At 65.5% G+C, this 25,442-nt stretch carries 19 protein-coding genes and 6 pseudogenes; 4 read left to right on the top strand and 21 right to left on the bottom strand.

All coding sequences use genetic code 11. The features are described 5' to 3' along the window. Positions 1-65: 65 nt before the first annotated feature. The 3 genes and pseudogenes from OMK73_RS24310 to OMK73_RS24325 all read right to left on the bottom strand — a co-directional run. A complete protein-coding gene (locus OMK73_RS24310) occupies positions 66-551 on the bottom strand; it encodes a group II intron maturase-specific domain-containing protein (RefSeq protein ID WP_267604271.1) in 486 nt (161 codons plus the stop codon). After that, positions 545-1,623, bottom strand: a pseudogene (locus tag OMK73_RS24320) (reverse transcriptase domain-containing protein). The gene OMK73_RS24310 and the pseudogene OMK73_RS24320 overlap by 7 nt, the downstream one beginning before the upstream one ends. Positions 1,624-2,189: 566 nt before the next feature. Next, positions 2,190-2,513 (bottom strand): annotated as a pseudogene (locus OMK73_RS24325) (transposase family protein); the annotation flags it as partial. On the opposite strand from OMK73_RS24325, the gene OMK73_RS24330 reads away from it, so the two are divergent. After that, the gene (locus tag OMK73_RS24330) at positions 2,512-2,937 is read left to right on the top strand and encodes a hypothetical protein (RefSeq protein WP_267604275.1); all 426 of its coding nucleotides are present in this window, start codon (positions 2,512-2,514) and stop codon (positions 2,935-2,937) included. The pseudogene OMK73_RS24325 and the gene OMK73_RS24330 sit on opposite strands and share 2 nt — an antisense overlap. A gap of 6 nt (positions 2,938-2,943) precedes the next feature. On the opposite strand, the gene OMK73_RS24335 is transcribed toward OMK73_RS24330, so the two are convergent. The 5 genes and pseudogenes from OMK73_RS24335 to OMK73_RS24350 all read right to left on the bottom strand — a co-directional run bounded on the left by OMK73_RS24335 (position 2,944) and on the right by OMK73_RS24350 (position 6,508). Next, positions 2,944-3,411, bottom strand: coding sequence for a hypothetical protein (locus OMK73_RS24335; protein WP_267604276.1), 468 nt, complete (start codon positions 3,409-3,411; stop codon positions 2,944-2,946). A 33-nt stretch (positions 3,412-3,444) separates the two neighbouring features. After that, positions 3,445-3,642, bottom strand: coding sequence for a helix-turn-helix domain-containing protein (locus OMK73_RS39360; protein ID WP_420715564.1), 198 nt, complete (start codon positions 3,640-3,642; stop codon positions 3,445-3,447). Between the two features lie 192 nt (positions 3,643-3,834). Continuing rightward, on the bottom strand, positions 3,835-4,740 hold the full coding sequence (locus OMK73_RS24340; RefSeq protein WP_267606501.1) for an adenylate/guanylate cyclase domain-containing protein: 906 nt from the start codon (positions 4,738-4,740) through the stop codon (positions 3,835-3,837). Between the two features lie 74 nt (positions 4,741-4,814). Further along, positions 4,815-5,825: a patatin-like phospholipase family protein gene (locus OMK73_RS24345; RefSeq protein WP_420715672.1), complete on the bottom strand. Its 1,011-nt coding sequence runs from the start codon at positions 5,823-5,825 to the stop codon at positions 4,815-4,817. A gap of 54 nt (positions 5,826-5,879) precedes the next feature. Further along, a pseudogene (locus OMK73_RS24350) lies at positions 5,880-6,508 on the bottom strand (hypothetical protein). Positions 6,509-6,861: 353 nt separating this feature from the next. On the opposite strand from OMK73_RS24350, the gene cls reads away from it, so the two are divergent. Next, positions 6,862-8,307, top strand: a complete 1,446-nt coding sequence (cls, locus tag OMK73_RS24355; protein WP_267604278.1) for a cardiolipin synthase — start codon at positions 6,862-6,864, stop codon at positions 8,305-8,307. Positions 8,308-8,410: 103 nt separating this feature from the next. On the opposite strand, the pseudogene hutG reads toward cls, so the two are convergent. The 11 genes and pseudogenes from hutG to OMK73_RS24410 all read right to left on the bottom strand — a co-directional run bounded on the left by hutG (position 8,411) and on the right by OMK73_RS24410 (position 21,043). Next, positions 8,411-9,225: pseudogene (gene hutG / locus OMK73_RS24360) on the bottom strand (N-formylglutamate deformylase). A gap of 100 nt (positions 9,226-9,325) precedes the next feature. After that, on the bottom strand, positions 9,326-10,726 hold the full coding sequence (locus tag OMK73_RS24365) for a formimidoylglutamate deiminase (RefSeq protein ID WP_267604279.1): 1,401 nt from the start codon (positions 10,724-10,726) through the stop codon (positions 9,326-9,328). Beyond that, complete coding sequence (hutI, locus tag OMK73_RS24370) at positions 10,723-11,997, bottom strand: imidazolonepropionase (RefSeq protein WP_267604280.1); 1,275 nt, start codon at positions 11,995-11,997, stop codon at positions 10,723-10,725. Before hutI ends, OMK73_RS24365 begins: the two co-directional genes overlap by 4 nt. Continuing rightward, positions 11,997-12,605, bottom strand: coding sequence for a HutD family protein (locus tag OMK73_RS24375; protein ID WP_267604281.1), 609 nt, complete (start codon positions 12,603-12,605; stop codon positions 11,997-11,999). Before OMK73_RS24375 ends, hutI begins: the two co-directional genes overlap by 1 nt. After that, a complete protein-coding gene (hutU, locus tag OMK73_RS24380) occupies positions 12,602-14,323 on the bottom strand; it encodes a urocanate hydratase (RefSeq protein WP_267604282.1) in 1,722 nt (573 codons plus the stop codon). Before hutU ends, OMK73_RS24375 begins: the two co-directional genes overlap by 4 nt. A gap of 219 nt (positions 14,324-14,542) precedes the next feature. Beyond that, entirely contained in the window at positions 14,543-16,123 is a 1,581-nt protein-coding gene (hutH, locus tag OMK73_RS24385; protein WP_267604283.1) for a histidine ammonia-lyase, read from the bottom strand. Positions 16,124-16,199: 76 nt separating this feature from the next. Next, positions 16,200-16,973, bottom strand: a complete 774-nt coding sequence (hutC, locus tag OMK73_RS24390) for a histidine utilization repressor (RefSeq protein ID WP_267604284.1) — start codon at positions 16,971-16,973, stop codon at positions 16,200-16,202. Between the two features lie 4 nt (positions 16,974-16,977). Further along, complete coding sequence (locus OMK73_RS24395; RefSeq protein WP_267606502.1) at positions 16,978-17,757, bottom strand: ABC transporter ATP-binding protein; 780 nt, start codon at positions 17,755-17,757, stop codon at positions 16,978-16,980. Further along, positions 17,754-18,623 (bottom strand): annotated as a pseudogene (locus tag OMK73_RS24400) (ABC transporter permease). Before OMK73_RS24400 ends, OMK73_RS24395 begins: the two are co-directional and overlap by 4 nt. A gap of 13 nt (positions 18,624-18,636) precedes the next feature. Next, positions 18,637-19,608 carry an ABC transporter substrate-binding protein gene (locus OMK73_RS24405; protein ID WP_267604286.1) on the bottom strand — a complete coding sequence of 324 codons (972 nt, stop codon included), beginning with the start codon at positions 19,606-19,608 and terminating at the stop codon, positions 18,637-18,639. A 454-nt stretch (positions 19,609-20,062) separates the two neighbouring features. Beyond that, the gene (locus OMK73_RS24410) at positions 20,063-21,043 is read right to left on the bottom strand and encodes an NAD-dependent epimerase/dehydratase family protein (protein WP_267604287.1); all 981 of its coding nucleotides are present in this window, start codon (positions 21,041-21,043) and stop codon (positions 20,063-20,065) included. Positions 21,044-21,052: 9 nt separating this feature from the next. On the opposite strand from OMK73_RS24410, the pseudogene OMK73_RS24415 reads away from it, so the two are divergent. Then, positions 21,053-22,127 (top strand): annotated as a pseudogene (locus OMK73_RS24415) (CDP-6-deoxy-delta-3,4-glucoseen reductase). 262 nt (positions 22,128-22,389) lie between these two features. Continuing rightward, a complete protein-coding gene (locus OMK73_RS24420; RefSeq protein WP_267604288.1) occupies positions 22,390-23,577 on the top strand; it encodes an acetylornithine transaminase in 1,188 nt (395 codons plus the stop codon). Between the two features lie 357 nt (positions 23,578-23,934). Here the strand turns inward: OMK73_RS24420 and OMK73_RS24425 are convergent, their stop codons facing one another. Then, positions 23,935-24,651, bottom strand: coding sequence for an ABC transporter ATP-binding protein (locus OMK73_RS24425; RefSeq protein ID WP_267604289.1), 717 nt, complete (start codon positions 24,649-24,651; stop codon positions 23,935-23,937). A gap of 14 nt (positions 24,652-24,665) precedes the next feature. Next, entirely contained in the window at positions 24,666-25,442 is a 777-nt protein-coding gene (locus OMK73_RS24430) for an ABC transporter ATP-binding protein (protein ID WP_267604290.1), read from the bottom strand.

Below are 25,442 nucleotides of genomic sequence, written 5' to 3' on the forward strand. Positions count from 1 at the left end.
ACTGCGCCGCTGCCCCTAAGAACCGGACAGGCGAGTTTCCCCGCATCCGGCTCAAGCCATTCCGATCAGCACCATGGGCTGGCACCGGGCAATCCGGCAGAGCGTTTCGAGGTTCGACGACGGGCGAAATAATCGTGCCATTCCGGGTCGAACGGATTAGCGGACGCGCGAATCTTGATGTGGCGGGTGATCGCCACCGTCGATGCACTGAAGAGTCTAAGACCAAAGATTTTGCCCCTGGCTGCGCTCATCGTGGCGAAGTTCCACTGCCGGCTTCCGTCCGTGGGGAAGTACCTATCTTTAACCCAACGTGCTCCTTTATTGGGGTGCCTGCGCATTGCCCAATTCCAGAGCAGGCGCCAGATGTGGTGGTCGATCGATGTGAACACTGCTTTCGCCACGATGTGACGGTGGTACATGGCCCATCCCCGAATAACTGGGTTGAGTTGCCGTATCAACATCTCCTGCGTGGCGCTCGCATTGTCCTTGATGATCTCTCGGACCTTGCTCAGCAGCGACTTGATGCTCTTATTCGCTGGCTTGATCAGCAACTGGAGCCGTACTTGCGTACGTTCTGCCCGAGAAAATCGAATCCCTCCGATATGTGCGTAATCCGCGTCTTCTCCTCCGACAGTTCCAGCCCGCGCGCCGCCATAAAACGACGGATAGCGGGGAGAACTTTGGTTTCGAGAACTTCCTTCGACGCACAGGTCGCGACAAAATCGTCAGCGTACCGGATGACGTGAACCTTGAGCTTGAGTCTTCGGCGCGCGCCTGCCGACAATCCGACACTTGCGTAGATGGCCGCCTCCAACCCGTCCAACGCCATATTCGCGATCACGGGTGAGATGATGCCCCCTGGGGTGTACCCGCCCGCGTCTCAAACAAAGATCCCTCATCGATGTACCCGGCCTCCAGCCATTTGCGCAGAACCGTCCTATCCATCGGTATGTGCTCCAGAACCCAGGAATGACTGAAACTGTCGAAGCAGCCTCGGATGTCACCCTCTAGAATCCACTCCGCCGAACTACGTAATGACAGAGCGTTGAAACACTGTTCGATGGCATCGGCGGTCGAGCGTTCAGGCCGGAAGCCATAGGAGTTCAAGTCCGCCAGGGTTTCCGCAACAGGTTCCAGCGCGAGCTTCCACAAAGCCTGCATCGCCCGGTCCCGCATGCAAGGAATTCCCAACGGACGCCGTTTCCCATTGCTCTTGGGTATGTAGATGCGCCGCAACGGCATCGCTCGATAGCCGCGATGCCGCAGCGACAACATCCCTTTCCATCTGGCCGCCGGGGATTTCCAAATCCTCCCGTCCACCCCCGGCGTTCTCTTACCTCGATTCTCCGTCACTCGCTTCACGGCCAACATCTTGCCGCTATGCGAGCGGGTCAACAGACGTTGCAAGACTTTCACCTTGCCCCATCGGCCTTCCCGAACTCCCTTGGCGATACGCATCTGAAGCCGCTTCACTTCCGCCTCGATGTGGGACCAGTCCACCTGATCCCACATTTCCGCGGCAGGCGAGGACGCACCATCGCCCGGCACATTCGTGTCGTTCGCTGTCATCTGCTTTCCCTCGTACAACGGTTTTTTCAAGATTCTCTCGCCATGAATGACCATGCGGAAGTCTGCCCGCTTTCGCGTAGGATGATGTTGTCTTGCGACGCAATCCCTATCCGCCAGATTACCCAGCGGCCTTCGCTTCTTCCGCAATCCTCTGCCCGCACCACTCACAGTCTTCCTTACGGTTGACCTGCCCAACCGGGCAGCGATACGGGTTTACCGTGTTCCGCGTAATTCGCACGAACGGGTTAGGTTCCGCTTTTCCACCGGTAGCGCTTTCGTCCGTGCTGCCCCATGCCGTAGAGAGCAGACCCGCTACATTCCCGTTTTGGGTAGGGCCTGTCAGTGTCTTTGGCCCGTTGCTTATGACGGTGTTTATCAGCGATTCAGATTCCTTAACCTTACCGTCCAGCCTAGCGCCCCCTCCGCATTGACACTTGCAGAGGAACGTCGATCTCACGATCTCCGTTTGGCTATCGCCGGGCTACATTGTCTCGGTGGCTTCACACTCAGCCGTTGCCAGCCACGCATGCACCGATAGACTACGGGCGACGGAACGCCCGGTTTCCTCCCGTCAGACTTCGACGGTAAAACAACGAACTACGCGACTTTCACGTCGCACACAGCATGTAAGCCCGCGTGAGCGTGTGCTTGCCATCGGCCCACGGCAGGGCTTCGACCTTGACGCCACAGTCACGACAATCGACGCGCCGCATGGTATAGAGCAAGAACACGGCAAAACCCCAGACCGGAATAAACTCGAACCTGCGCTGTGCGAGCGTGTCGTAACCCCGCGCAGGCTGGCTACAGCATGAACAGATCGGCTTCGAGCCCTTGCGCGGCCGTACGTCGATCTCGATGGACTGGGTTGCCTCGCACAGCCGCGCACCTTCATAAACGAAACCGGGAATATGATGACAGGCATTCAGCAGGCGGGTCAGCAACATGGTTAGCAGGGTCAGAAGCGACAAGGGCAAAGCCGCTATTGTCGCCCCGGATCTCGATGCACTGGCGCGCTACGTCCCGGACCTTAAGGACTGGCCCGCTTCATGGCGCTTCGACAACGAGGATATCCCGCCTGGCCAGGCGATCGTAGAAGTGTTCACGCCTTTCCTGCAACACCTGCTCGCACAGGGATATGCGCGCAAGACGTTGTACCGCCACCGCGATAACCTCTGGATACTCGGCGGCCATCTCATTGAAGTCCGTTACGAAGACAAGCATGCAGCCGCGATGGATGCCAATGCGCTCGTTCTCAGCCAGATCCATGAATACGGTGGTCCCTTGATAACTCGGCATCTTAGTGAAGATGCCCAGAGCTCTTTCGACGCGACCTGCAAGAAGCTCTATCGCTTCCTTTGTCCCTCGTAAATCGCCTCAAACTACCCACAGATTCCCCCGACGAGCCATGAATATAACTGGCGCCAAGGAGTCGCTTACAGCGAAGCCGCGGAATTCGCCAACGTCGAGCTTGCGGCGAGTGTGGGTTCCGACTATGCCGCTTCGCATGACGAGGATGCCGAGGATGCCGAGTGCCTCCGCAGAACGCACTAGCCTACGAAAGTACTCGTCCCCGCTTTGACTTCGGTCATCGTGATCCACGCCAAGCCTTTTCCGCATGTCATCGACGACTTCACTGACCAGCGACTTCACCGTGAATCGACCGACAAAATCCAGCTTTTCGCGCTCTTGATCGTTCAAATAGTCGAGGTACCAGACTTGTTTGCGCAACACATCTCGAATTGTATCGAGCAAATCAATACTGGGCCGCGGTGGAGGATTGCCCCCACCGTTCGCAGATCCGGCAAAGGCAAGCTCTTCCTCGGTTGGCGCAAGTAGAAACAAGAAGCCAAAAGGTACGTGCGCAACGGAGGCCCACTACTGAGCTTGCTTGAACGTCGGCAAGCTATCCCCGGCTTCCCATGCAACCACCTGGTCTGGCTTAACGGACAATCCCTGTGCGAGTGCATGCTGAGTTAGCCCGGCGCGTTCCCGCGACCAACTCAACAGAGCAGGATTGATGTGTGCATGGGTGATCATAGGAGCGATGTTAAGCGACCTGCAGCCGGCTGTCATCCGTCTCCAAGCTTGCTTAACTTCGCCGCACGGTGGTCACCTGCGGCGACGCATCGTTGAGCGCCAACCAAGGCTCCTCGCCATCAGCGGTGTGATTCATGGTTGTACGTCGATACGAGGACGTCTGCAAGGCAGGTCCCCGCGGAGGATCTCGCATGGATGCCATCGCGCCCTTCTTCGTCTGTGCGGCGACTACGTATAGAAAAACTCAACCCGCTCCCCTGCCCCCTCCATCGACTGGCCAAACGTAATCCAGCCATGCCCTCTCAGCGCGACCTCATCGCGGCGCAGGATGATTTCGTCATCGCCGTCGATGGCGATATGCGTGCCATTGGCGCTTCGGTCGATCAGCATGTATTTTCCTGCCCGGAACTCGATGGTTGCGTGGAACCGCGAAGTCTGCGGATCCGCCACGACGATCGTCATCGCGGCGTCGCGCCCTATCGTGACCGGCGGCGACGCGCCGTTCATCCGGACCTCCTTCTCCCGATACCGTAGCGTGAGCAGCGCGGGGCGGCTCGCGCGCGGGTTCACTTCGGCGAGGATGGTCATGTCGGCGTTCTGCTGCCATATCGCTTCGAACAACTCCACGGGTTCGGCTTTGCCGCGCACCTGTATCGGGTAGAGGTAGCGCATCGCCTTGCGCAGCCTGGGCGGCAGATGCGCCACGGCGTCCTTGCTGGTGATGATCTGTCCTTGCGATGCGAGCTTGGCGAGGCGCGCGGCAAGGTTGACCGTGTCGCCGAACACATCGCCCGATGCGTCGCGCAGGATCGGGCCGTGGTGAAAGCCAATATGGATCGACATGGGAAGACCGGATACCGGTGGCAACGCGGCAATCGCCATTTGCATTTCGAGTGCAGCCTGCATTGCATTTTCGGCGGAGGGGAAGACCGCCATGACTTCGTCCCCGATGGTCTTCACCACCCGGCCTCGCTGCGCCGACGAGCAGGATTTCATCAGGGCGATGCATTGCCCGATGGCGCCGAAGGCGGCCGCATTGCCGGCCTTCTCATACAGCTTGGTGCTGTTGCTGATGTCCGCGAACAGCACGGACCCGTCTGAGTCGGACACCGCAGGCATCGATTCCCGGTCCATATGCGTCTCAACCTGTTTGCTCACCGCGCGCCTCGCGTGGCGCTCTGCACTGATGGTAGTACGCGGCCGAACGCTTAAAGGAATGTTTCCGCGATATCGATCGATGAGCGCTGGCCGAGTGCGTCGAAATTTGCCGAGAGCCAGGCTTCGGCCCGCTCGCGCCCTAGCGTGAACAGGCCGCGCAGGAAGTCCCAATCCGCGTTGAACTTGCTGGACGCGCCCAGTCGCGCCATCTCGGCTTCGGCATCGATGCTGTGGATCAGCATGCGGCGGTAGCGTGCCGGATCGAGCGCGCCTTCGTCGATCAGCCGGGTGATGAATTCGATGGCGCGCATCTCGCGCATCAACGAGGAGTTAAAGCTGAGCGTGTTGATGCGGTCCAGGATTTCGCGTGCGGTGACAGGCACCTGGGGAATATGGATCGGGTTGAGGCGGATGATCAGCACATCGCGGCTGTCGGTCTCATAGATCAGCGGATAGATCGGCGGGTTGCCCATGTAGCCGCCGTCCCAGTAATACTCGCCGTCGATCTCCACGGCCTGGAAGAGCGAGGGCAGGCAGGCCGAGGCCATCACGGCCTTGGCGCAAACCTCGCCGGTGCTGAACACGCGGATGCGCCCGCGCAGCACATTGGTCGCGCACAGGAACAGCTTGACGCTCTTGCTGTGCTGCAACACCTCGAAATCGATGGTCTCGTCCAGGATGTTCTGCAGCGGGTTGAGGTTGCACGGGTTGAGCTGGTAGGGCGAAAAGAAGCGGGTGAGATGGTCGAACATCATCCACGCTGGCGACATCTCCATATGGCCACCGCCGCCCATCAACCTGTCCAGCCAGGTGGGTTGCAAGGGACTCAGCCTGGCGCACTCGGACACCTTTCGCCAGCACGTCTCCAGTGCCTGCCGCGCGCCCTGCGGCCCACCGCTTGCGAGGCCATAGGCAAGCACGGTGGCATTGACGGCGCCGGCGCTGGTGCCACTGATGCCGTCGATGCCGATGCGCTTGTCTTCCAGCAGCCGGTCCAGCACGCCCCAACTGAATGCCCCGTGGGTGCCGCCGCCTTGCAGCGCGATATTGATGCGGCGGATCGCGGGGGTTGTGTGGCTTGCATGGCGGCCTCCAGTTTGAGTGCCTTGGTGCTTCTACTGCCCTTGCGTGCCGGGGAGCGGCGCTGGCTGGGCGAGCCGCCACGCCAGGTTGCGCCGGGCGCTGGCTTCACAGCGAGCGTGGAACACCTCCGTATGGTAGATGCGGGGGCGCGCCAGCAAGGCATGCAAAAAGCACGGGCGCGGGCGTCGTAGCCGGCATCGTCCAGCCCGGGCTGCTCGGCCCGCAGCTTCGCCTCGTTCTGGAGAAACCGTGCCAGGCTTCCGCCCATGTCCGCCAGGTCGATATCGACGGTGAAGCGGGCACCGGCGTCCGCAGGCGCGGCGTCGTGTGTGGTCGCCATGATCATCTCGGCGACGTGGGCCACTGTGGCGATGCGGCCGCCGGCGTGGTGCGCAAGCCACGCGACACTGCGCGGCTCGTTGTCTGCCGCGCCGGGGACATAGATCACGTCGTGGCACCACAGCGCCAGCTCCACGGTGTCGGGATCAGGTATCTGCGCGCGTGCCCAGTCCAAATGGCGCAGGCAGCGGCGAATATGATCGAGCGTGTGATAGTGACGCACCGGCTCGGCGTAGTGACGTGCCAGGCCGGCATAAACGGCTTCGGCGTGCGTGCCGCCGCAGCGCGACCACAGCGCCAGGAAGCGAGCTTGCGTATCCATTGCCGTCTCCTTCGTGCCAGGGGCGCGGCCCGATCGTCCATGCTGGCCATCATTCAACTACCCCTATCGCAGCGTAGTGCATACGGGAGAACAACTGGCGCATTGCCTGGTTTCACAGTCCATGTGCAGTTTAGGATACAAGAGACTGATCAGGTACAAGTCGCCGCCCGTACGCAAAGCGCAAAGGCGCCGATGACAGGTTGACGCTGGGCCGATGCCGGCATTGTCCTGCATTGGCCCAGCGCACACCTCTGGTATGGTGCGCAGTCCGCCGTCCGCCGCCTAGCCGCATGCCCCCTTCCCTTCTTGCTTCCTTCCTGCCTGCGTCCTGGCTTGCCCCGCTAGAGGGCGCCATGCCGATGGACCTGTCCTGGTTGTTGCCATCGATCTTCACACTGGCGGAATGGGCGATCCGCCTGGCCATGCTGGTCTACGTGCCGCAGCGCCGCGCGCCCGCGGCGGCGCGCACCTGGTTGCTGCTGATCTTCTTCCTGCCTTGGGTGGGACTGGTGCTGTATGCGCTGTTCGGCCGCATCTACTATCCCAAGTCGCGCCGGCTGAAGCTGGCCCGGATCAACCAGGGCATCGCAAGCGTACGGGACCGGGTGGCGCGCTTCGCGCCATTGCAGCCGCTGCCTGCCGCGGTTGCCGCCGATGCGGCCGGCCTGATCGAGCGGCTAGGCTCGTACTCGCCGATGCGGGGCAATGCCGTGGCGCTGCTCGACAACTATGCCGCGACCGTAGCGGCGATGATTGCCGATATCGACGCCGCCAGGCGCCAGGTCCATCTGCTGGTCTATATCTACGCTGCGGATGCCACGGCCGGCGCCTTCACCGACGCCCTGCTGCGGGCGAGTGCGCGGGGCGTGCGCTGCCGGTTGCTGGTGGACGCGCTAGGTGCCCGCTCTGGCTGGCGCGCGTTTGCAGGCAAGCTGCGCGAGGGCGGCGTGGAGGTGGTGCAGGCCCTGCCGATGCGCTCGCTGATGGCGGTGCTCAAAGGCAAGAGCGCGCGCTTCGACCTGCGCAATCACCGCAAGATCCTGGTGGTGGACGGCAGCATTGGCTATATCGGCTCACAGAACGTGATCGATGCCGAGTCGATGCCGGGATTGCCCAATGAAGAACTGGTGGCGCGCGTGACGGGGCCGGTGGTGGCGGAGCTGCAAGCAGTCTTCCTGGCCGACCGCTACCTGGAAACCGGCGACAGCAACTTCGACATCGACAGCTTCCCGCCCATGGCCGAGCAAGGCCCGCACATCGCGCAGATGCTGCCCAGCGGGCCCGGCTACGGCACGCAGAATGCGCAGATGGCGCTGATCAGCATGGTCCACCGCGCGCGCAGCGAAGTGGTCATCACCACGCCCTACTTCGTGCCGGACGAAGCCTTCCTGCAAGCGCTGCACCTGGCCTGCTACCGTGGCGTGGCGGTACACCTGGTGTTGTCGCAACGGATCGACCAGCGCTTCACGCAGGCCGCGCAGGAGGCTTACTTCGGCGTGCTGCTGGACTCGGGGGTGCAGATCCACCTGTACCGCCCCGCCTTCCTGCACGCCAAGCACGTCACCATCGACGATGAGGTCGCCATGGTGGGCTCGACCAATATGGATATCCGCTCGTTCGCGCTCAACGCGGAAGCCGCGCTGGTGATCTATGACCGCGATGTGGTGGCGCGCATGCGGCAGATCCAGCAGCGCTACCTGGCCAACAGCGAACAGGTGGTGCGCGCGGTGTGGCAGCGCCGCCCGCTGCATACGCGCACCTGGCAGAACCTTTGCCGGCTGGCGGATTCGCTGCTGTAGATGGCCGTAGATGGCTATAGATGTGACAACGCGACCCGTGCTGCCATTGGCAACACGGGTCGCGTGAGGTGCTTCCTGCCTTTCCTGGTTTCCCTGCCCGGGCTTAACGTGCTTCCACGTAGCCCAGCATCGTTTCCAGCATCGTCTTCAGCGTGGGCTGGATGCGCGTGGCCAGCGCTTCGTCATAGGCGAAGGGATAGGTCTCGCTCATGTAGGCCGACTGCGTCAGCTCCAGCTGCACGGCTTGCACGCCCTGCGCCGGCGCGCCGTACTGGCGCGTGATATAGCCGCCCTTGAAGCGCCCGTTGAGCACGGAGGTGTAGCCCGGCAAGGCGCCGGCGATATCCAGCAGCTGGTTGGCCAGCGCGGCGTCGCAGCTCGCGCCGTTGGCGGTGCCCAGGTTGAAGTCGGTCAGCTTGCCTTCGAAAAGCGCGGCAGCACCGAGCGGATCGAGTGGGCGTCCCACAGCGCCACGGTGCCGTGCTCGGCGCGCAAGCGGGCCAGCTCCTCGGCGAGCGCGCCGTGGTACGGGCGCCAGATGGCGTCGCGGCGCGCGGCGATTTCATCGTCGGCGGGCAGGCTGCTGGCGTCGGCGTAGATCGGCGTCTTGTCGAAGGTATCGACCGGGCACAGGCCGGTGGTGTCCTGGCCGGGGTAGAGATTGGCGTTGTCGGGCGGGCGGTTCAGGTCCACCACGTAGCGCGAGTGGGTTGCCACCAGGATGGAGGCGCCGAGCTCGCGCGCGAAATCGTACAAGCGTTCAAGATGCCAGTCGGTATCGGGCACGGTGCGTGCCTCGGCGGTCAGCCGGTCGGACACGGAGGCCGGCAGGTGGGTGCCCACGTGCGGCATCGACACCAGCATCGGGCGCGTGCCGCGATGCAGGGTGAAAGCGGGAGTATCGGTCGAGAAGGGCATGTTTTCTTGTTTGCAACTTTGCAACGAAAAGGCGCTGTGCTCAGCAATGCGGACCTGAAGCTTGTAGCGTCAAGCATCAGGCCGCATGGTGCGCCGGGTTTTAGTCGGACAGCAGGCTTGCGCGCGCAGCGGCAAAGCGCTTGCCAGCGTCGGCCTGCAAGGCGTGCGTACCATGCTGCACGCGCGTGCGGCCCGCCGTGCGGACTTCCGCTAGTGTCTCATGCCCATGGTTGGTGAACACATGGACCGCCAGGGCCTGGCTGCCGGACAAGCCCGAGAGCGCGGGATGCGCGCCGTCCAGCACGACGAAATCTGCCTGCTGCCCGACGGCAATCGCGCCAATCTCCCGGCCCGACGCACGCGCACCGCCGAAAGCGGCATCGAGGTAAAGGCGATCCGCCACCTGCTTGTGCGCGTCGGACGCCAGCACATTGCGTTTTTGCAGCGCCAGCCGCTGGCCGTACTCGAACAGCCGCAGCTCTTCCACCACGCTGACGCTCGCGTGGCTGTCCGAGCCGATGCCCCAGACGCCGCCCTGCCCCAGGTACGGCGCGGCATCGAACACGCCATCGCCCAGGTTGGCCTCGGTGGTCGGGCAGATGCCGGCCACCGCGCCGCTGTGCGCCAGGCGCCGGCGTTCATCCCAGTCCAGGTGCGTGGCATGCACCAGGCACCAGCGCGCATCCACCTCGGCATGGTCGAGCAGCCACGCCACGGGCCGCGTGCCGGTGAGGGTGATGCACTCGTCCACCTCGCGCTGCTGCTCGGCGATATGGATGTGCACGGGCGCCTTTGCGTCCAGCGCGTGCAGGCCCGCCACGGCGTCGGCGAGGCTTTGCGGCGGCACCGCGCGCAGCGAATGCGGCGCCAGGCCCAGCCGCGCCTGGCCGTGGCATTGCGGGGCCAGGCGCCCGAGCAACGCGAGCATGGCGCTGGTCTCATGCAGGAAGCGGCGCTGATCGGGCACCGCGGGCTTGTTGCCGAAGCCGGCCGTCTGGTACAGCACCGGCAGCAGCGTGATGCCGATGCCGGCGGTCTGCGCGGCGCGCAGCAGGCGCAGCGACATCTCGGCAGGGTCGGCGTAAGGCTTGCCGTCCGTGTCGTGATGCACGTAATGGAATTCGCAAACGCTGGTGTAGCCCGCGCGCAGCATCTCGATATAGAGCTGCGTGGCGATGGCTTCCAGCGTATCGGGCGAGAGCCTTAGCGCGAAGCGGTACATCAGCTTGCGCCAGCTCCAGAAGGAATCGCTCTCCTGGCCGTCGGCCAGTGTCTCGTTGCGGTATTCGGTCAGCCCGGCAAAGCCGCGCTGGAACGCGTGCGAGTGCAGGTTGGGCATGCCCGGCAAGAGCGGCCCGGCGGCGCGCGGCACGCCCTGCACGGGTAACGCGCCGGCCTGCACCGTGGTGAATGCGCCGGCGTCGTCCCAGGCCAGCAGCACATTGCTGGCCCAGCCCGTGGGCAGCAAGGCCTGCGCGGCAAACAGGCTTCCGGCGCTCATGGCTGCGCTCCTTGCGCTTGCGTGGCGGCGGGATAGACCTTGCCCTGGCGCACCACGGCGGCGGCGGGATTGCGCCCGAACCAGTAGGCCAGCTCGGCCGGCGAATCGACGTTCCACAGCACGAAATCGGCGGCGCGCCCGGCGGCCAGCAGGCCGTGCCGGTCGGCCGCGCCCAGCGCGCGCGCGGCGTGCGTGGTGACGCCTGCCAGCACTTCCGGCACGGTCAGCCTGAACAGGGTGCACGCCATATTCATCATCAGCAGCAGCGAAGTGACGGGTGACGTACCGGGATTGTGATCGGTGGAGATCGCCATCGGCACGCCATGCCGGCGCAGCAGGTCGATCGGCGGCAGGTTGGTGTCACGCAGGAAATAATAGGCGCCCGGCAGCAGGACCGCCACCGTGCCGGACTCGGCCATGGCGGCGACGCCGGCCTCGTCCAGATGCTCCAGGTGGTCGGCCGACAGCGCGCGGTAGCGCGCGGCCAGCGCGGTGCCGCCCAGGTTGCTGAGCTGCTCGGCGTGCAGCTTGACGCGCAGGCCGTGGCGTTGCGCGGCCTGGAACACGCGCTCGGTCTGCGCCAGGCTGAAGCCGACGGATTCGCAGAAGGCGTCCACCGCATCGACCAGCCCTTCCTCGGCCAGCGCAGGCATCATGGTGTCGCACACCAGCGCGATGTACTCGTCGGCGCGGCCCGCGTATTCCGGCGGCAGCGCGTGCGCGCCGAGGAAGGTGGTGTGCACCGTCACGCCGAAGGCCTCGCCCAGGCGGCGCGCCACCCGCAGTTGCTTGCGCTCGCTGGCGAGGTCCAGGCCGTAGCCGGACTTGATCTCCAGCGCGGTCACGCCCTCGGCCAGCAGCGGCGCGAGGCGCGCGGCGGCCAGCGCGAACAGCGTGTCTTCGTCGGCAGTACGCGTTGCGCGCACGGTGGAGACGATGCCGCCGCCGGCGCGGGCGATTTCCTCGTAGCCGGCGCCGGCCAGGCGCATGGCGAATTCATCGGCGCGCTGGCCGCCGTACACCAGGTGGGTGTGGCAGTCGACCAGGCCCGGCGTGATCCAGGCGTTGCCGGCATCGTGGTGCGCCAGCGCGATGTATGCCTGCGGCAGTTCGGCCTGCGTGCCGAGCCAGACGATGCGGCCTTGCTGCACGACCAAGGCGGCGTCGCGGATGACCTTGGCGGGATCGCCGTCGGGCAGCAGGTGGCAGCGATGCCAGACGCCATCGGCGCACGAAGAGTTGACGGCGGCCTGCGCCGGATTCAAGTTCATTACGGGTTCTCCAACTCCAGTTCCAGGGTGACGCATAGGCAAAGCGCGGGCTCCGACATCGCCTGCAGGCGATAGGGCACCGCTACGCCTTCGGCGAACAACATGCCGTCGTCGCTGGCCAGCACGGCTTGCCCGCTTTGACCGGCAACGCCGTGGCGCCATGCACCCTCGACCACCAACAACAGCACAACGTGCGCACCGGGCGCGATCGTGAATTCGTCGCGCGCCGCCACAACACTCGCGCGGCAGCGGCCACGGCGCGTCATCACGTTGAAGTCGCGCGTGGTGCCATCCAGCAGGGTTGCCTGCACGCCGCGCTCGCCGGCAAAGGCGAATGGCTCGCCCACGGTATCGAGGCGATGATCGAAGCTGCCATTGTCGGCCTGCAGGCGCACGCCCGCGCCTTCCAGCAGCACGATCTGGCGATCGATGCCGGGGAAGGCGGAGAACGGGCCGTCGGCGGCGATGTCGGCCACGCTCACGCGCCACAGGAACGCGTCCATGCCGGCGCCCGGCGGCCACGCCGCGATCTCGCGCGTGATGCCGCCGCCGTTCTTCCAGGGCTGCGCGGCCAGCGCGCCGAGCGAGAAGCGTTCGACGCCGTTCATGCGCCTGCCGCCTTCGGCACCATCGGCAGGTTCAAGCCCTTCTCGTGCGCGCAGTCGATGGCGCTTTCGTAGCCGGCATCGGCGTGGCGCATCACGCCGGTGGCCGGGTCGTTCCACAGCACCCGCTCGATGCGCTTGGCCGCGGCATCGGTGCCGTCGCAAACAATCACCACCCCCGCATGCTGCGAGAAGCCCATGCCCACGCCGCCACCGTGATGCAGGCTGACCCACGTGGCGCCGCCGGCGGTATTGAGCAGCGCGTTGAGCAGGGGCCAGTCGGACACCGCATCCGAGCCGTCGCGCATGGCTTCGGTCTCGCGGTTGGGGCTGGCGACCGAGCCGCAATCCAGGTGGTCGCGGCCGATCACAATGGGGGCCTTCAGCTCGCCGTTCTTCACCATCTCGTTGAAGGCCAGGCCGGCGCGGTGGCGCTCGTCCAGCCCCACCCAGCAGATGCGCGCTGGCAGGCCCTGGAAGGCGATGCGGTCGCGCGCCATGTCGAGCCAGCGGTGCAGGTGCGCGTCCTCGGGGAACAGCTCCTTCATCTTGGCATCGGTCTTGTAGATGTCCTCGGGGTCTCCCGACAGCGCGACCCAGCGGAACGGGCCCTTGCCGCGGCAGAACAGCGGGCGGATATACGCCGGCACAAACCCCGGGAAGTCGAAGGCATTGGCCACGCCCTCGTCAAAGGCGACCTGACGGATGTTGTTGCCGTAGTCCAGCGTGGGCACGCCCATCTGCTGGAAGGCCAGCATGGCCTGCACGTGCTTGACGATGGAGGTCCTGGCAGCGGCTTCGACCGATTTCCGATCCGCCGCGCGCGCGGCTTCCCACTGCGCCACGGTCCAGCCCGCGGGCAGGTAGCCGTTGACCAGGTCGTGCGCCGAGGTCTGGTCGGTGACGATGTCCGGGCGCATGCCACCGGCCTGCGCGCGCTTGACCAGCTCCGGCATGATCTCGGCGGCGTTGCCGAGCAGGCCAACCGAGATGGCCTGCTTGTTGCGCGTGGCCTCTTCGATCATGGCCAGCGCTTCATCGATGGTGGTGGCCTTCTTGTCGACGTAGCGCGTGCGCAGGCGGAAGTCGATGCGCGACTCCTGGCATTCGATCGCCAGCACGCAGGCGCCGGCCAGCACGCCGGCCAGCGTCTGCGCACCGCCCATGCCGCCCAGGCCGGCGGTGAGGATCCACTTGCCGGTGAGATCGTTGTTGTAGTGCTGACGGCCGGCTTCGACAAAGGTTTCGAAGGTGCCCTGCACGATGCCCTGCGTGCCGATATAGATCCACGAGCCGGCGGTCATCTGGCCGTACATCATCAGGCCGGCGCGATCCAGCTCGTTGAACTTGTCCCAGGTGGCCCAGTGCGGCACCAGGTTGGAATTGGCGATCAGCACGCGCGGCGCGTCGGCGTGGGTGCGGAACACGCCCACCGGCTTGCCGGATTGCACCAGCAGCGATTCTTCCTCGCCCAGATTGCGCAGGCTCTCGAGGATGGCGTCGAAGCATTCCCAGTTGCGCGCCGCCTTGCCGATGCCGCCGTACACCACCAGGTCCTGCGGGCGCTCGGCCACGTCGGGATCCAGGTTGTTCTGGAGCATGCGGTAGGCGGCTTCGATCAGCCAGTTCTTGCAGTGCAGCTCGGTGCCGCGCGGGGCGCGGATTTCGCGCTGGCCACGCGGTTCGACTGCCTTTGTGAATTGGTGTTCGTTGGCGTTCATGTCTGGTTCTCCTGCGTGTTGGGTTCAACCCGCGCTGCGGTGATTTTTAGTGCGTCGCATCTGGTGGCGCCCGCCCTCTCCTCGGCCCCTCTCCCACAAGTGGGAGAGGGGAGCAAACCGGCGGCATTAGCCGAAGCCGGCCTCCCCTCATGGGGAGAGGGGCGGTTCGGCTAGGCGCCACTTGAAGCGAAGCCAATGGTTTTGTCCAGCACGGCCGGCTTAGACCACGCCCACCTGCGACGGCAACATCTGCCGCACGGCCTCCGGCCAGCCGGCGCCCGCATCGCCCTGTTGCACCCACTGCTTCATCGCTTCGATATCCGGCGCGAAGTAGCGGTCGCCCTCCACGAAGGCCACGCGCTCGCGGATGCGCGCAATCTCGGACTCGATCAGCGGCGAGGACTCCAGCGGGCGATGGAACTCGATGCCCTGCGCGGCGGCCATGGCTTCGATGCCGACCACCACGGCGGTGTTCTCCGCCATATCGCCCAGGCGGCGCGCACCAAAGGTGGCCATCGACACATGGTCCTCCTGGTTGGCCGAGGTCGGCAAGCTGTCCACGCTGGCGGGATGCGCCAGCGACTTGTTCTCGGAAGCCAGCGCCGCTGCGGTGACCTGCGCGATCATGAAGCCCGAATGCAGGCCGCCGTCGCGCACCAGGAACGGCGGCAGGCCGGACAGGCCGGTATCGAGCAGCAGCGCTAGGCGGCGCTCGGAGATCGCGCCGATCTCGGCGATGGCCAGCGCGATGATGTCGGCGGCAAACGCCACCGGCTCGGCGTGGAAGTTGCCGCCCGAGATCACGTCGCCCTGCTCCGGGAACACCAGCGGATTGTCGGACGCGGCATTGGCTTCGATCTGCAGCACGCGCGCGGCGTGTTGCAGGTTGTCCAGGCAGGCGCCCATCACCTGCGGCTGGCAGCGGATGGAGTACGGGTCCTGCACGCGGCCGCAGCTCACGTGCGAATCCACGATCCGGCTGCCATCCAGCAGCGCGCGCACGGCGCCGGCCACGGCAATCTGACCGGCCTGGCCGCGTGCGGCATGGATGCGCGCGTCGAAGGGTTTCACCGAGCCCTTGATGGCTTCCAGCGACAACGCGCCCGCCACGAGGCCAGCGGCAAAGATGTCCTCAGCGGCGAACAGGCCGGCCAGCGCCAGCGCGGTGGAAACCTGCGTGCCGTTGAGCAACGCCAGCCCTTCCTTGGGGCCCAGCGTGAACGGCGCCAGCCCGGCGTGAGCCAGACCCTCGGCCGCCGGACGGCGCACACCGTCGATCATCACCTCGCCTACGCCGATCAGCGTGCACGACATATGCGCCAGCGGCGCGAGGTCGCCCGACGCGCCCACCGAGCCCTTGGCCGGAATGCACGGCGTGACGCCGGAGTTGGCCAGCGCCAGCAGCGCCTCGATGATCTCCGGGCGAATGCCCGAATGGCCGCGCGCCAGGCTCACGGCCTTGATCGCCAGGATCAGCCGCACGGTGTCGGCGGCAAGGTCGGCACCGGTGCCCACGCTGTGCGACAGCACCAGGTTGCGCTGCAGCTCGGCCAGCTTGTCGTGCGGGATGCGTGTTTGCGCCAGCTTGCCAAAGCCGGTGTTGATGCCGTAGACCACGGCATCGGCGTCGATGATGTCCTGCACGGTGGCCTGGGACGCGCGCACGCCGGCCCAGGCGGATTCGTCCATCGCCAGGCGCACTTCGCCGCGATGGATGCGGCGCAGGTCGGCCAGCGTGACGGCGCCGGGCTGCAAGGTCAGCAGCGGGCGGGAAGTTTGGTTGGCTTGGGTGGCGCTCATTTGTATGTCCCTGTCTATACAGCCGGGTTCGTAAGGTGGCTGGTGGATCTGAAAAAACTAACGGCCCATGGCTGGTTCAGCCGAAGGCCGGATTGCCATCGGCGCGGAATCGGCTGCCTAGGCGGTAACGGTTGCCTGGGTGCAGGCAACGTACAAAGGTAACGGGGGTGCCGCCCGTCCAGGTGCGGCGGGTCAGCAGCAGGCACGGCTGGGTAGCCGGCATTTCCAATTGGGTAGCCTGCTCCGCCGTGGCGGAGATGGCGTCGACCACATGCTCGATCTGGTCGTAAGGCACGTGGCGCAGCAGGTATTCGCCAGGTTTGACCGCATCGGCGGCGGCGAAATCCTGGTTGATGAAGTCCGGCGCCACGCGCGGGTTCACATAGCGGTCTTCGAGCTGCACCGGCACGCCGTCCTCACGGTGCACGCATACGGAGTGGAACACCGATTCGCCGGTGCGCAGGTCCAGCGCTGCGGCTACCTCGATGGAGGCAGCCACGCGTTCCACCACCATGACGTCGCAGGCGTAGTCGTGGCCGCGCATGCGGATCTCGTCCTGCAGGTTGACCACGTTGAGCAGCGTCGATTGCGGCTTGTGTTCCGCCACGAACGTGCCCACGCCCGCCACGCGCACCACCCTGCCCTGCTCGGCCAGCTCGCGCAGCGCGCGGTTCACCGTCATGCGCGACACGCCAAAACGGGTCACCAGCTCCTGCTCGGACGGCACGCGGTCACCCGGCTGCCATGCGCGGCTCTGGATATTGCGCGCGATGTACTCCTTGACCTGCTGGTAAAGCGCGGCGGGAGTGGCATCGGGAACGCCCCGGCGGTTGGCGGTGGCAGCTTTCATGGGCTCAGTGCTCGGCGGCGGCCATGGCCTCGGCGCGGATTTCCTCGGTCAGTACCGCCTTCAGTTCGGAGAACTCCGGCGAGGTCTTGATGGTGTAGTGGCGTGGGTGCGGGAAGTCAACATCGATGGTGCGCTTGATGCGGCCCGGCCGCGCCGAGAACACGGCAACGCGGTTGGCCATGAAGATCGCCTCGTCGATATCGTGCGTGACGAACAGCACGGTCTTGCGCGCGGCCTCCCAGATGCCCAGCAGCAGTTCCTGCATCAGCACGCGGGTCTGGTTGTCCAGCGCGCCAAAGGGCTCGTCCAGCAGCAGGATCTTGGGATCGTTGGCCAGCGCCCGGGCAATCGCCGTGCGCTGCTGCATGCCGCCCGAGAGCTGCTTGGGGAAATGCTGCTCGAAGCCGCGCAGGCCCACGCGCTGGATAAAGAAGTCGCTGCGCTCGCGCTGGTCGGCCTCGCTCATGCCGCGCTCGCGCAGGCCAAAGCGCACGTTCTGCTCGATGGTCAGCCATGGGAACAGCGTGTAGGATTGGAACACCATGCCGCGCTCCGCGCCCGGACCGGTGACTTCCTGGCCGTCGAGCAGCACGCGCCCGGTGGTGGGCGTATCCAGCCCGGCGACGATGCGCAGCAGCGTGGACTTGCCGCAGCCCGACGGGCCGAGGATGGTGACGAAGTCGTTGTCCGCCACTTCGAAATCGGTCGGCTGCAAAGCCAGGGTCTGGCCGCCGCGCGGATTGACGAAGGTCCGCGAGACCTGCTGGATGGACAGCGCGCTCATTTGATCGAACTCCACGGGAACAGGCGCTGGTTGGCCAGCTTGAATGCCAGGTCGGAGACCAGGCCGATGCAACCGATCACGATGATGCCGAAGATGATCTGCCCGGTGTTGAGCAGCGCCTGGCTGTCGGTGATCATGTGGCCGATGCCGGAGGACGAGCCGATCAGCTCGGCCACGATGACGTAGGTCCAGGCCCAGCCCAGCACCAGGCGCAGGATCTCGGCGATCTCGGGCGCGGCGCCCGGGATCAGCACGCGCCGCACGATGCCGCTGCTGTTGGCGCCCAGCGTGTAGGCCGCCTCCACCAGGTCGCGCCGCGCGCCGCCCACCGTCACCGCCACCATCAGCACGATCTGGAAGAACGAGCCGATAAAGATCACCAGCACCTTCTGCGCCTCGCCGATGCCCGCCCACAGGATCAGCAGCGGGATAAAGGCCGACGCCGGCAGGTAGCGGCAGAACGAGACGAAGGGCTCGAAGAACGCCTCCGCCGCCTTGTACGCGCCCATGAAGATGCCCAGCGGCACGGCCAGCGCGGCGGCCAGCACGAAGCCGCCCAGCACGCGCCATACCGTCATGCCGACATCGCCGATGAAGTTGTACTCGGTAAACAGCAGCACGCCTTCATGGGCCATGGTCATCGGGTCGGCCAGGAAGGTGCGCGGCACCATGCCACCCAGGGTCACCGCCGCCCACACGGCGAAAAACACCACGAAGAACGACGAACCCAGCACCCAGCGCGCGCTGGGTGACCGGCGCCAGCGGCGCCAGCCAGGGATGCCGGCGCGCGGGCGCCCGAGTCGCCGCGGCGGGGCGGGCTTTGTAGCTGGATTCGCGGCGGGCGAACCAATGTGAACCTGCGTCATGGCACCAACCTCGTTACTTGATGAAGCGCGCGTCGTACAGCGCCGTTACGTCCGGCACCTGGCGGATCACGCCGATCTCCAGCAGCACCTGCGCCGCTTCCTTGCTGAAGCTGGCCAGCTCGCCGCCGAAGAACTTGCGGTTGGCGTCACGATCCTGCCAGCGCAGATAGGCGGAGGACTTGGCGAACTGCTCGCCGCTTTGCTTGACCGCCGCGCCCATGATGTCGTTGGCCTTGGCCGGGTCCTGCTTGATCATGTCGAGCGCTTCGAAGTAGCTATCGACCAGCGCTTGCGCGGCCTTGGGATTGTCCTTGAGCCACTTCGGCGCGCAGCCCAGCGTATCCATCACCATCGGGTAGTCCAGCGTGGTGGCCAGGATCTTGCCCTTGTCCGGGTTCTGGCGCACGGACGACAGATACGGCTCATACGTCATGGCAGCATCGTTCTGGCCCGAGACGAAGGCCTGCGCGGCGGCTTGCGGCGACAGCGTGGTGGTCTTCACGTCCTTCAAGCTCATGCCGTTCTTCTTGAGCATCCAGGCCAGGCCGAAGTAAGGCGCGGTGCCGGGCGCATCCACGCCGATGGTCTTGCCCTTGAGGTCGGCAAAGCCCTTGACGTCGCCGCGCACGGCCAGGCCGTCGGCACCGTAGGACTTATCGAGCTGCACGATCTGGGTGATAGGCACGCCGTTGGCGTTCCAGGCCACATGGGTCTCGACCGTGGTGGCGGCGCACTGGATGGCGCCGGAAGCGAGTGCCAGGTGACGATCCTTCTGCGGAATCATCTTGATGTCGACGTCGACACCGTGCTTCTTGAAGATGCCGGCTTTGTCGGCCAGCGTCAGCGGCGCGAAACCGGTCCAGCCGCTCATGCCCAGCGTGACCTGCGTGGCTTGCGCTTGCGCGGTGCCTGCGGCACCCAGCGTGGCGACGACTGCTGCAACGGCGACGGCTAGCGACTTACCGCTACGGATACGAAATCCCATCTTGCTGGCTCCTTTGGTGTGATGCGAACGGGGCCGCGCCAGCGTTGGCGGCGGCCGGATCGCCCGGCTCAGGCGGCGCCGTACTTGCAGCGCCGGTCATTTGCCAGGCAATTTAGCAACCCTGTATATACAAGTCAATGCAGTAGTTAACCCGAGGCGAAGCGCGGAACTGGCGTTGCCGGCACTTACGTACCGCCGAGCCTGGAACAACGGGAAACAGGCACGTTACGCGATTGGGCCAGGTGCTCGCCAATGGCCGCCGATGCCCACTGAGGGCGCATCCGGCACATGCCGCTTTCGCCTCTGCGCACCAGATCTGCGCATCGCTAGGCCGGCTACATCACTTGCTGTCTATACAGGATCGAGCGGCAACACTAACGCAAACGGCGTGCCACCGCACCGTGGAGGGATGAGGAAAGAAAGCGCTCCTGGCAGACGCCGGGAGCAGCTGAATTCAGGCGTCGAAAAAGGACGCCACGGTGGGATAGCGCAGCCGCAGGCGCAGCTCGCGTTTGAGACGGGCGTTCTCCAGCCGGCGCGATTCGCTCATGAAGCTGAGCAGGGTCGGCTCAACGGCCTCGCGCAACTGCGCGCGGGCGAGGCGCGGCGGCCGGGGCAGCCCGCGGCGGTCGGCCACCAGGTCGAAGTAGTCGGCCATGCGCATTTCCGAATCGTCGCTGGCGTGCACCACCCGCTGCGCGCGGCCGCGGAACAGCGACGCCACCATGGTGCGGGCCAGGTCCAGCGCATGGATGTGGTTGGTATAGACATCGTCCTGCGGCGCCAGCGCCGGCGTGCCCTTGGCCAGGCGGGCCAGCGGCAGCCGGTCTTCGGCATAGATGCCGGGGATGCGCACGATGGAAGCACGCCAGCCGGCATGGCGCCCAAAGTCCCGCACGGCCTGCTCGGCCGCCACGCGGCGCCGGGCGCGCGCGGTTTGCGGGCGCACCGCCTGCGATTCCGCCAGCCTGGCGCCGCCGCGATCGCCATATACGCCCGAGGTGCTGGCGTAGACAAACGCTGGCGCCGCGGCACTTCGGCCGGACCTGCCGTTGCCCCGGTCGGGTAGAATAGCGGGCTTGGCAAACCATCCGCCAGGCCGTGCGGCGCAGCGCCGCCAGGCACCACGCCGCAAAGCGCGCAGCAGCGCCAGCGTGCGGGGATCGCCCTCGCCGCGGGACGGCGGCGGCGCCAGGTGCAGCACCCTGTCGGCCAGCCCGGCCAGGCGCGCCAGCGTGGCGGGCCGGTCCAGGTCGGCCACCAGCGGCACGGCGCCGTTGTCCCGCAGCGCCGTGCGGCGGGACGGCTGCGAAGTGATGGCAAAGACGCGCCAGCGCGTCGATAGAATACGCAGGCAACGCGTGCCCACATCCCCACAGCCAACGATGAGTAGGCGCGGGCGACCCAGGCGGCGTCGCGACAGATTTTTGCTCATAGAGTGATTATGGCTTATCAAGTTACCGTCATGCCCAGCGGCCGCACGTTCGAAGCGGCCGCGGATGAAACTCATCCTTACCGCGGCCCTGCGCCACAGCATTGGCCTGCCCTACGGCTGCAAGAACGGCGCATGCGGATCCTGCAAGGGCCGTGTCACCGCTGGCGGCATCGAGCAGGGCGATCACGCACTTTCCGCGCTGTCCACGCAGGAAAAGACCGAGGGCCGCGCGCTGTTCTGCTGCGCTAAGCCCACCTCGGACATCACCATCGAATGCCGCGAGGTGCAAGGCGCTGGCGACATCCCGATCAAGAAGGTGCCGTGCCGCGTCGCCACGCTGGAACGCGTGGCCGACGACGTCGTCGTTGCGCGCCTGCAGTTGCCCGCCACCGAGCGCATGCAGTTCCTGGCCGGCCAGTATGTCGAGTTCCTGCTGCGCGACGGCAAGCGCCGCAGCTACTCCATCGCCACGCCGCCGCACCAGGAAGGCCCGATCGAGCTGCACATCCGCCATATGCCCGGCGGCACCTTCACCGACTACGTGTTCGGCGCCAGGGACGGCCAGCCGGCCATGAAGGAGCGCGACATCCTGCGCTTCGAAGGCCCGCTCGGCAGCTTCTTCCTGCGTGAAGACTCCGACAAGCCCATCATCCTGCTGGCCTCCGGCACCGGCTTCGCGCCGATCAAGGCCATCGTGGAGCATGCGGTCTACACCGGCATCACCCGCCCGATGACGCTGTACTGGGGCGGCCGCCGCCCGCGCGATCTGTATATGCACGCGCTGTGCGAGCAGTGGGCGCGCGAGCTGCCCAACTTCCGCTACGTGCCGGTGGTCTCCAACGCCCACGACAGCGACGACTGGGGCGGGCGCACCGGCTTTGTCCACGAGGCCGTGATGGAGGACCATCCCGACCTGTCCGGCTTCGAGGTCTACGCCTGCGGCGCGCCGGTGATGATCAATGCCGCGCGCAAGGACTTTTCCCTGCGTTGCGACCTGCACGAGGATGCCTTCTTCGCCGACTCGTTCACGTCGGAAGCGGACATGCATCCGGCAGGTTCGGTACCGCCGGCACCGGCGGCCTGAGCGCCACCCGGTCCGTTCCTACGCGACAACAATGCCCGGCCCCGCCAAAATTCGTTTTGACAGCCGGGCGCCTGGGCCTTATATTGGCCGCCATGAACTACGCTATCAACCGACGCAGCTACCGTACGTTGCTCCCCACCGGGGTGCCTCGCGGCTGACCGTCCATAGCTTCTGTTCAGGTCAACAAGCCACGGGCAATCCCCGTGGCTTTTTGTTTTTCTGCTCTCCTCCCCCTGTTTCACGCCGACCCCTGGAGTCCGCCATGGCATTTGCTGAGTACCCCGTCCAATCCCTGATGTACATCACCAACCGGCCCGAGCTCGTCTTTACCGAAGGCAAGGGCTCGTGGCTCACGGACCATAACGGCAAGCGATACCTGGACTTCGTGCAAGGCTGGGCGGTCAACTGCCTGGGGCACTCCAACCAGGCCATGATCGATGCGCTGGTGGCACAGTCGCAAAAGCTGTTCAACCCGAGCCCGGCGTTCTACAACGAACCCATGCTCAAGCTGGCCAAGCAGCTCACCGACGCCAGCTGCTTCGACAAGGTGTTCTTCGCCAACAGCGGCGCGGAAGCCAACGAAGGCGCGATCAAGCTGGCGCGCAAATGGGGCCGCAAGCACAAGCACGGCGCGTTCGAGATCATCACCATGGACCACAGCTTCCACGGCCGCACGCTCGCCACCATGAGCGCGTCGGGCAAGGCCGGCTGGGACACCATCTTCGCGCCGCAGGTGCCGGGCTTCCCCAAGGCCGAGCTGAACGACCTGGCCTCGGTCGAGAAGCTGATCAACGACAAGACCGTGGCCATCATGCTGGAGCCGGTGCAGGGCGAAGGCGGCGTGATCCCCGCCTCGCGCGAATTCATGCAAGGCCTGCGCAAGCTGGCCGACCAGCACAAGCTGCTGTTCATCGTCGACGAAGTGCAGACCGGCTGCGGGCGCTGCGGCACCATGTTCGCCTATGAGCTGTCGGGCGTGGAGCCGGACATCATGACGCTGGGCAAGGGCATTGGCGGCGGCGTGCCGCTGGCAGCCCTGCTGTGCAAGGCCGAAGTCGCCAGCTTTGAAGCCGGCGACCAGGGCGGCACCTACAACGGCAACCCGGTGATGACGGCCGTCGGCAGCGCCGTGATCTCGCAGCTGACCGCGCCCGGCTTCCTGCAAAGCGTGCAAGAAAAAGGCGCCTACCTGCGCGAGCAGCTGCTGGCGCTGTCGTCGGAGTTCGGCCTGGGCGGCGAACGCGGCGAAGGCCTGCTGCGCGCGCTGGTGCTGAGCAAGGACATCGGCCCGCAACTGGTGGAGGAAGCACGCGACATGCAGCCGCAAGGCCTGCTGCTGAATTCGCCGCGCCCCAACCTGCTGCGCTTCATGCCCGCGCTGAACGTGACCACGGAAGAGATCGACCTGATGATCGGCAATCTGCGCACGCTGCTGAAGAAGCTGGCCTGATAGCGGTCCGCTCGCAATAAAAAAAGCCTGGTGCAAGAACGCACCGGGCTTTTTCTTTGATGCGGCGAAAGACCCTCGCCGCATAACGGGAGATTCAAACCTTCACGGCTACACCGAATGGTTCTCCATTCCCGTCGGTTTGCTCCCCTCTCCCACTTGTGGGAGAGGGGCCGGGGAGAGGGCGGGCGCTCGACAAGCCATCGGATCGCAAGAACCACGGGCTCCGTGTCAAGTGGCTCCTAGCTAAGCCACCCCTCTCCCCCTGAGGAGAGAGGAGAGACAGCCGTCGTCATAGCGAGTGGTCTTGGCCCATACGGCGGCTTCGGCCAACGCATCGAAGGCCTTATCCAGGCAATCTCACTCGCCCAGGTACGCCGCCCTCACCTTCGGATCGTCCAGCATCTGCTTGGCGTCGCCGCTCATGGTGACCAGGCCCGATTCCATCACGTAGCCGCGGTGCGCGGCCTGCAGCGCCAGCCGCGCGTTCTGCTCGACCAGCAGCACCGTCACGCCCAGCGCGGAGACGTCGCGCACCACCTCGAAGATCTTCGCCACCATGATCGGCGACAGGCCCATCGAGGGCTCGTCCAGCAGCAGCAGCTTGGGCTGGCTCATCAGCGCGCGCGCCATGGCCAGCATCTGCTGCTCGCCGCCCGACATGGTGCCGGCCAGCTGGTTGGCACGCTCCTTCAGGCGCGGGAAGATGCCGAACATGCGATCGATGTCGGCCTTGATGCCGGCCTCGTCGATCCGCGTGTAGGCGCCCATCTGCAGGTTCTCGGTGATGGTCATGCGCGCGAACACGCCGCGGCCCTCCGGCACCATGGCCAGCCCCTGCTTGAGCAGCGTGTAGCTGGGCACGCCCTTGATGGACTTGCCCATGTACTCCACGTCACCGCCAGCCCAGCCCTGCAGGCCGGTGATGGCCTTCATGGTGGTGGTCTTGCCGGCGCCATTGGCGCCGATCAGCGTGACCAGCTCGCCCTCGCGGATCTCGAGGTCGATGCCCTTGACCGCCTGGATGCCGCCGTACGCGACCTTCAGGCCCGAAATCTTCAGTAGTGTGTCTTTCATTGTGTCTTTCCCCGTCAGTGCGCCGGGGTACCGAGGTAAGCCTCGATCACCGCTGGATTGCTCTGGACTTCATGCGGCAGGCCTTGCGCGATGACCTTGCCATAGTCAAGCACGGTCAGGCGGTTGCACAGGCCCATCACCAGCTTCACGTCGTGCTCGATCAGCAGGATGGTCTTGCCATCGCTGCGGATCTTGTCGAGCAGGCCGCGCAGCTCCACTTTCTCGGTGGCGTTCATGCCGGCGGCGGGTTCGTCCAGCGCCAGCAGCTTGGGCTCGGTGGCCAGCGCCCGCGCGATTTCCAGGCGGCGCTGGTGGCCGTACGACAGGTTGCGCGAGGTGAAGTGGGCGTACTTGCCAATGCCCACGTACTCGAGCAGGTCGTGCGCCCAGTCTTCCACCGAGTGTTCTTCACGCCGGACCGAAGGCGGGCGGAACACCGCACCTAACAGGCCAGCCTTGGTACGCACGTGCCGGCCCACCATCACGTTCTCCAGCGCGGTCATTTCGCCAAACAGGCGGATGTTCTGGAAGGTGCGGGCGATGCCGGCCTTGGCGACTTCGTGCACGGCGGTCGGCTGGTAGGCCTTCCCACCCAGCACGAACTCGCCGGAGTCCGGCGTGTACAGGCCGGTGATGACGTTGAAGAAGGTGGTCTTGCCGGCCCCGTTGGGACCAATCAGGCCATAGATTTCACCCGGCTGGATTTGCAGGCCCACATCGGACAGCGCCTGCAGGCCGCCGAATCGCTTGTTGACCCCCTGTACCGACAGGAGGAGATTCTCGTTGCTCAT

It is taken from the genome of Cupriavidus sp. D39 (genome assembly GCF_026627925.1).
GTDB lineage: Bacteria > Pseudomonadota > Gammaproteobacteria > Burkholderiales > Burkholderiaceae > Cupriavidus > Cupriavidus ulmosensis.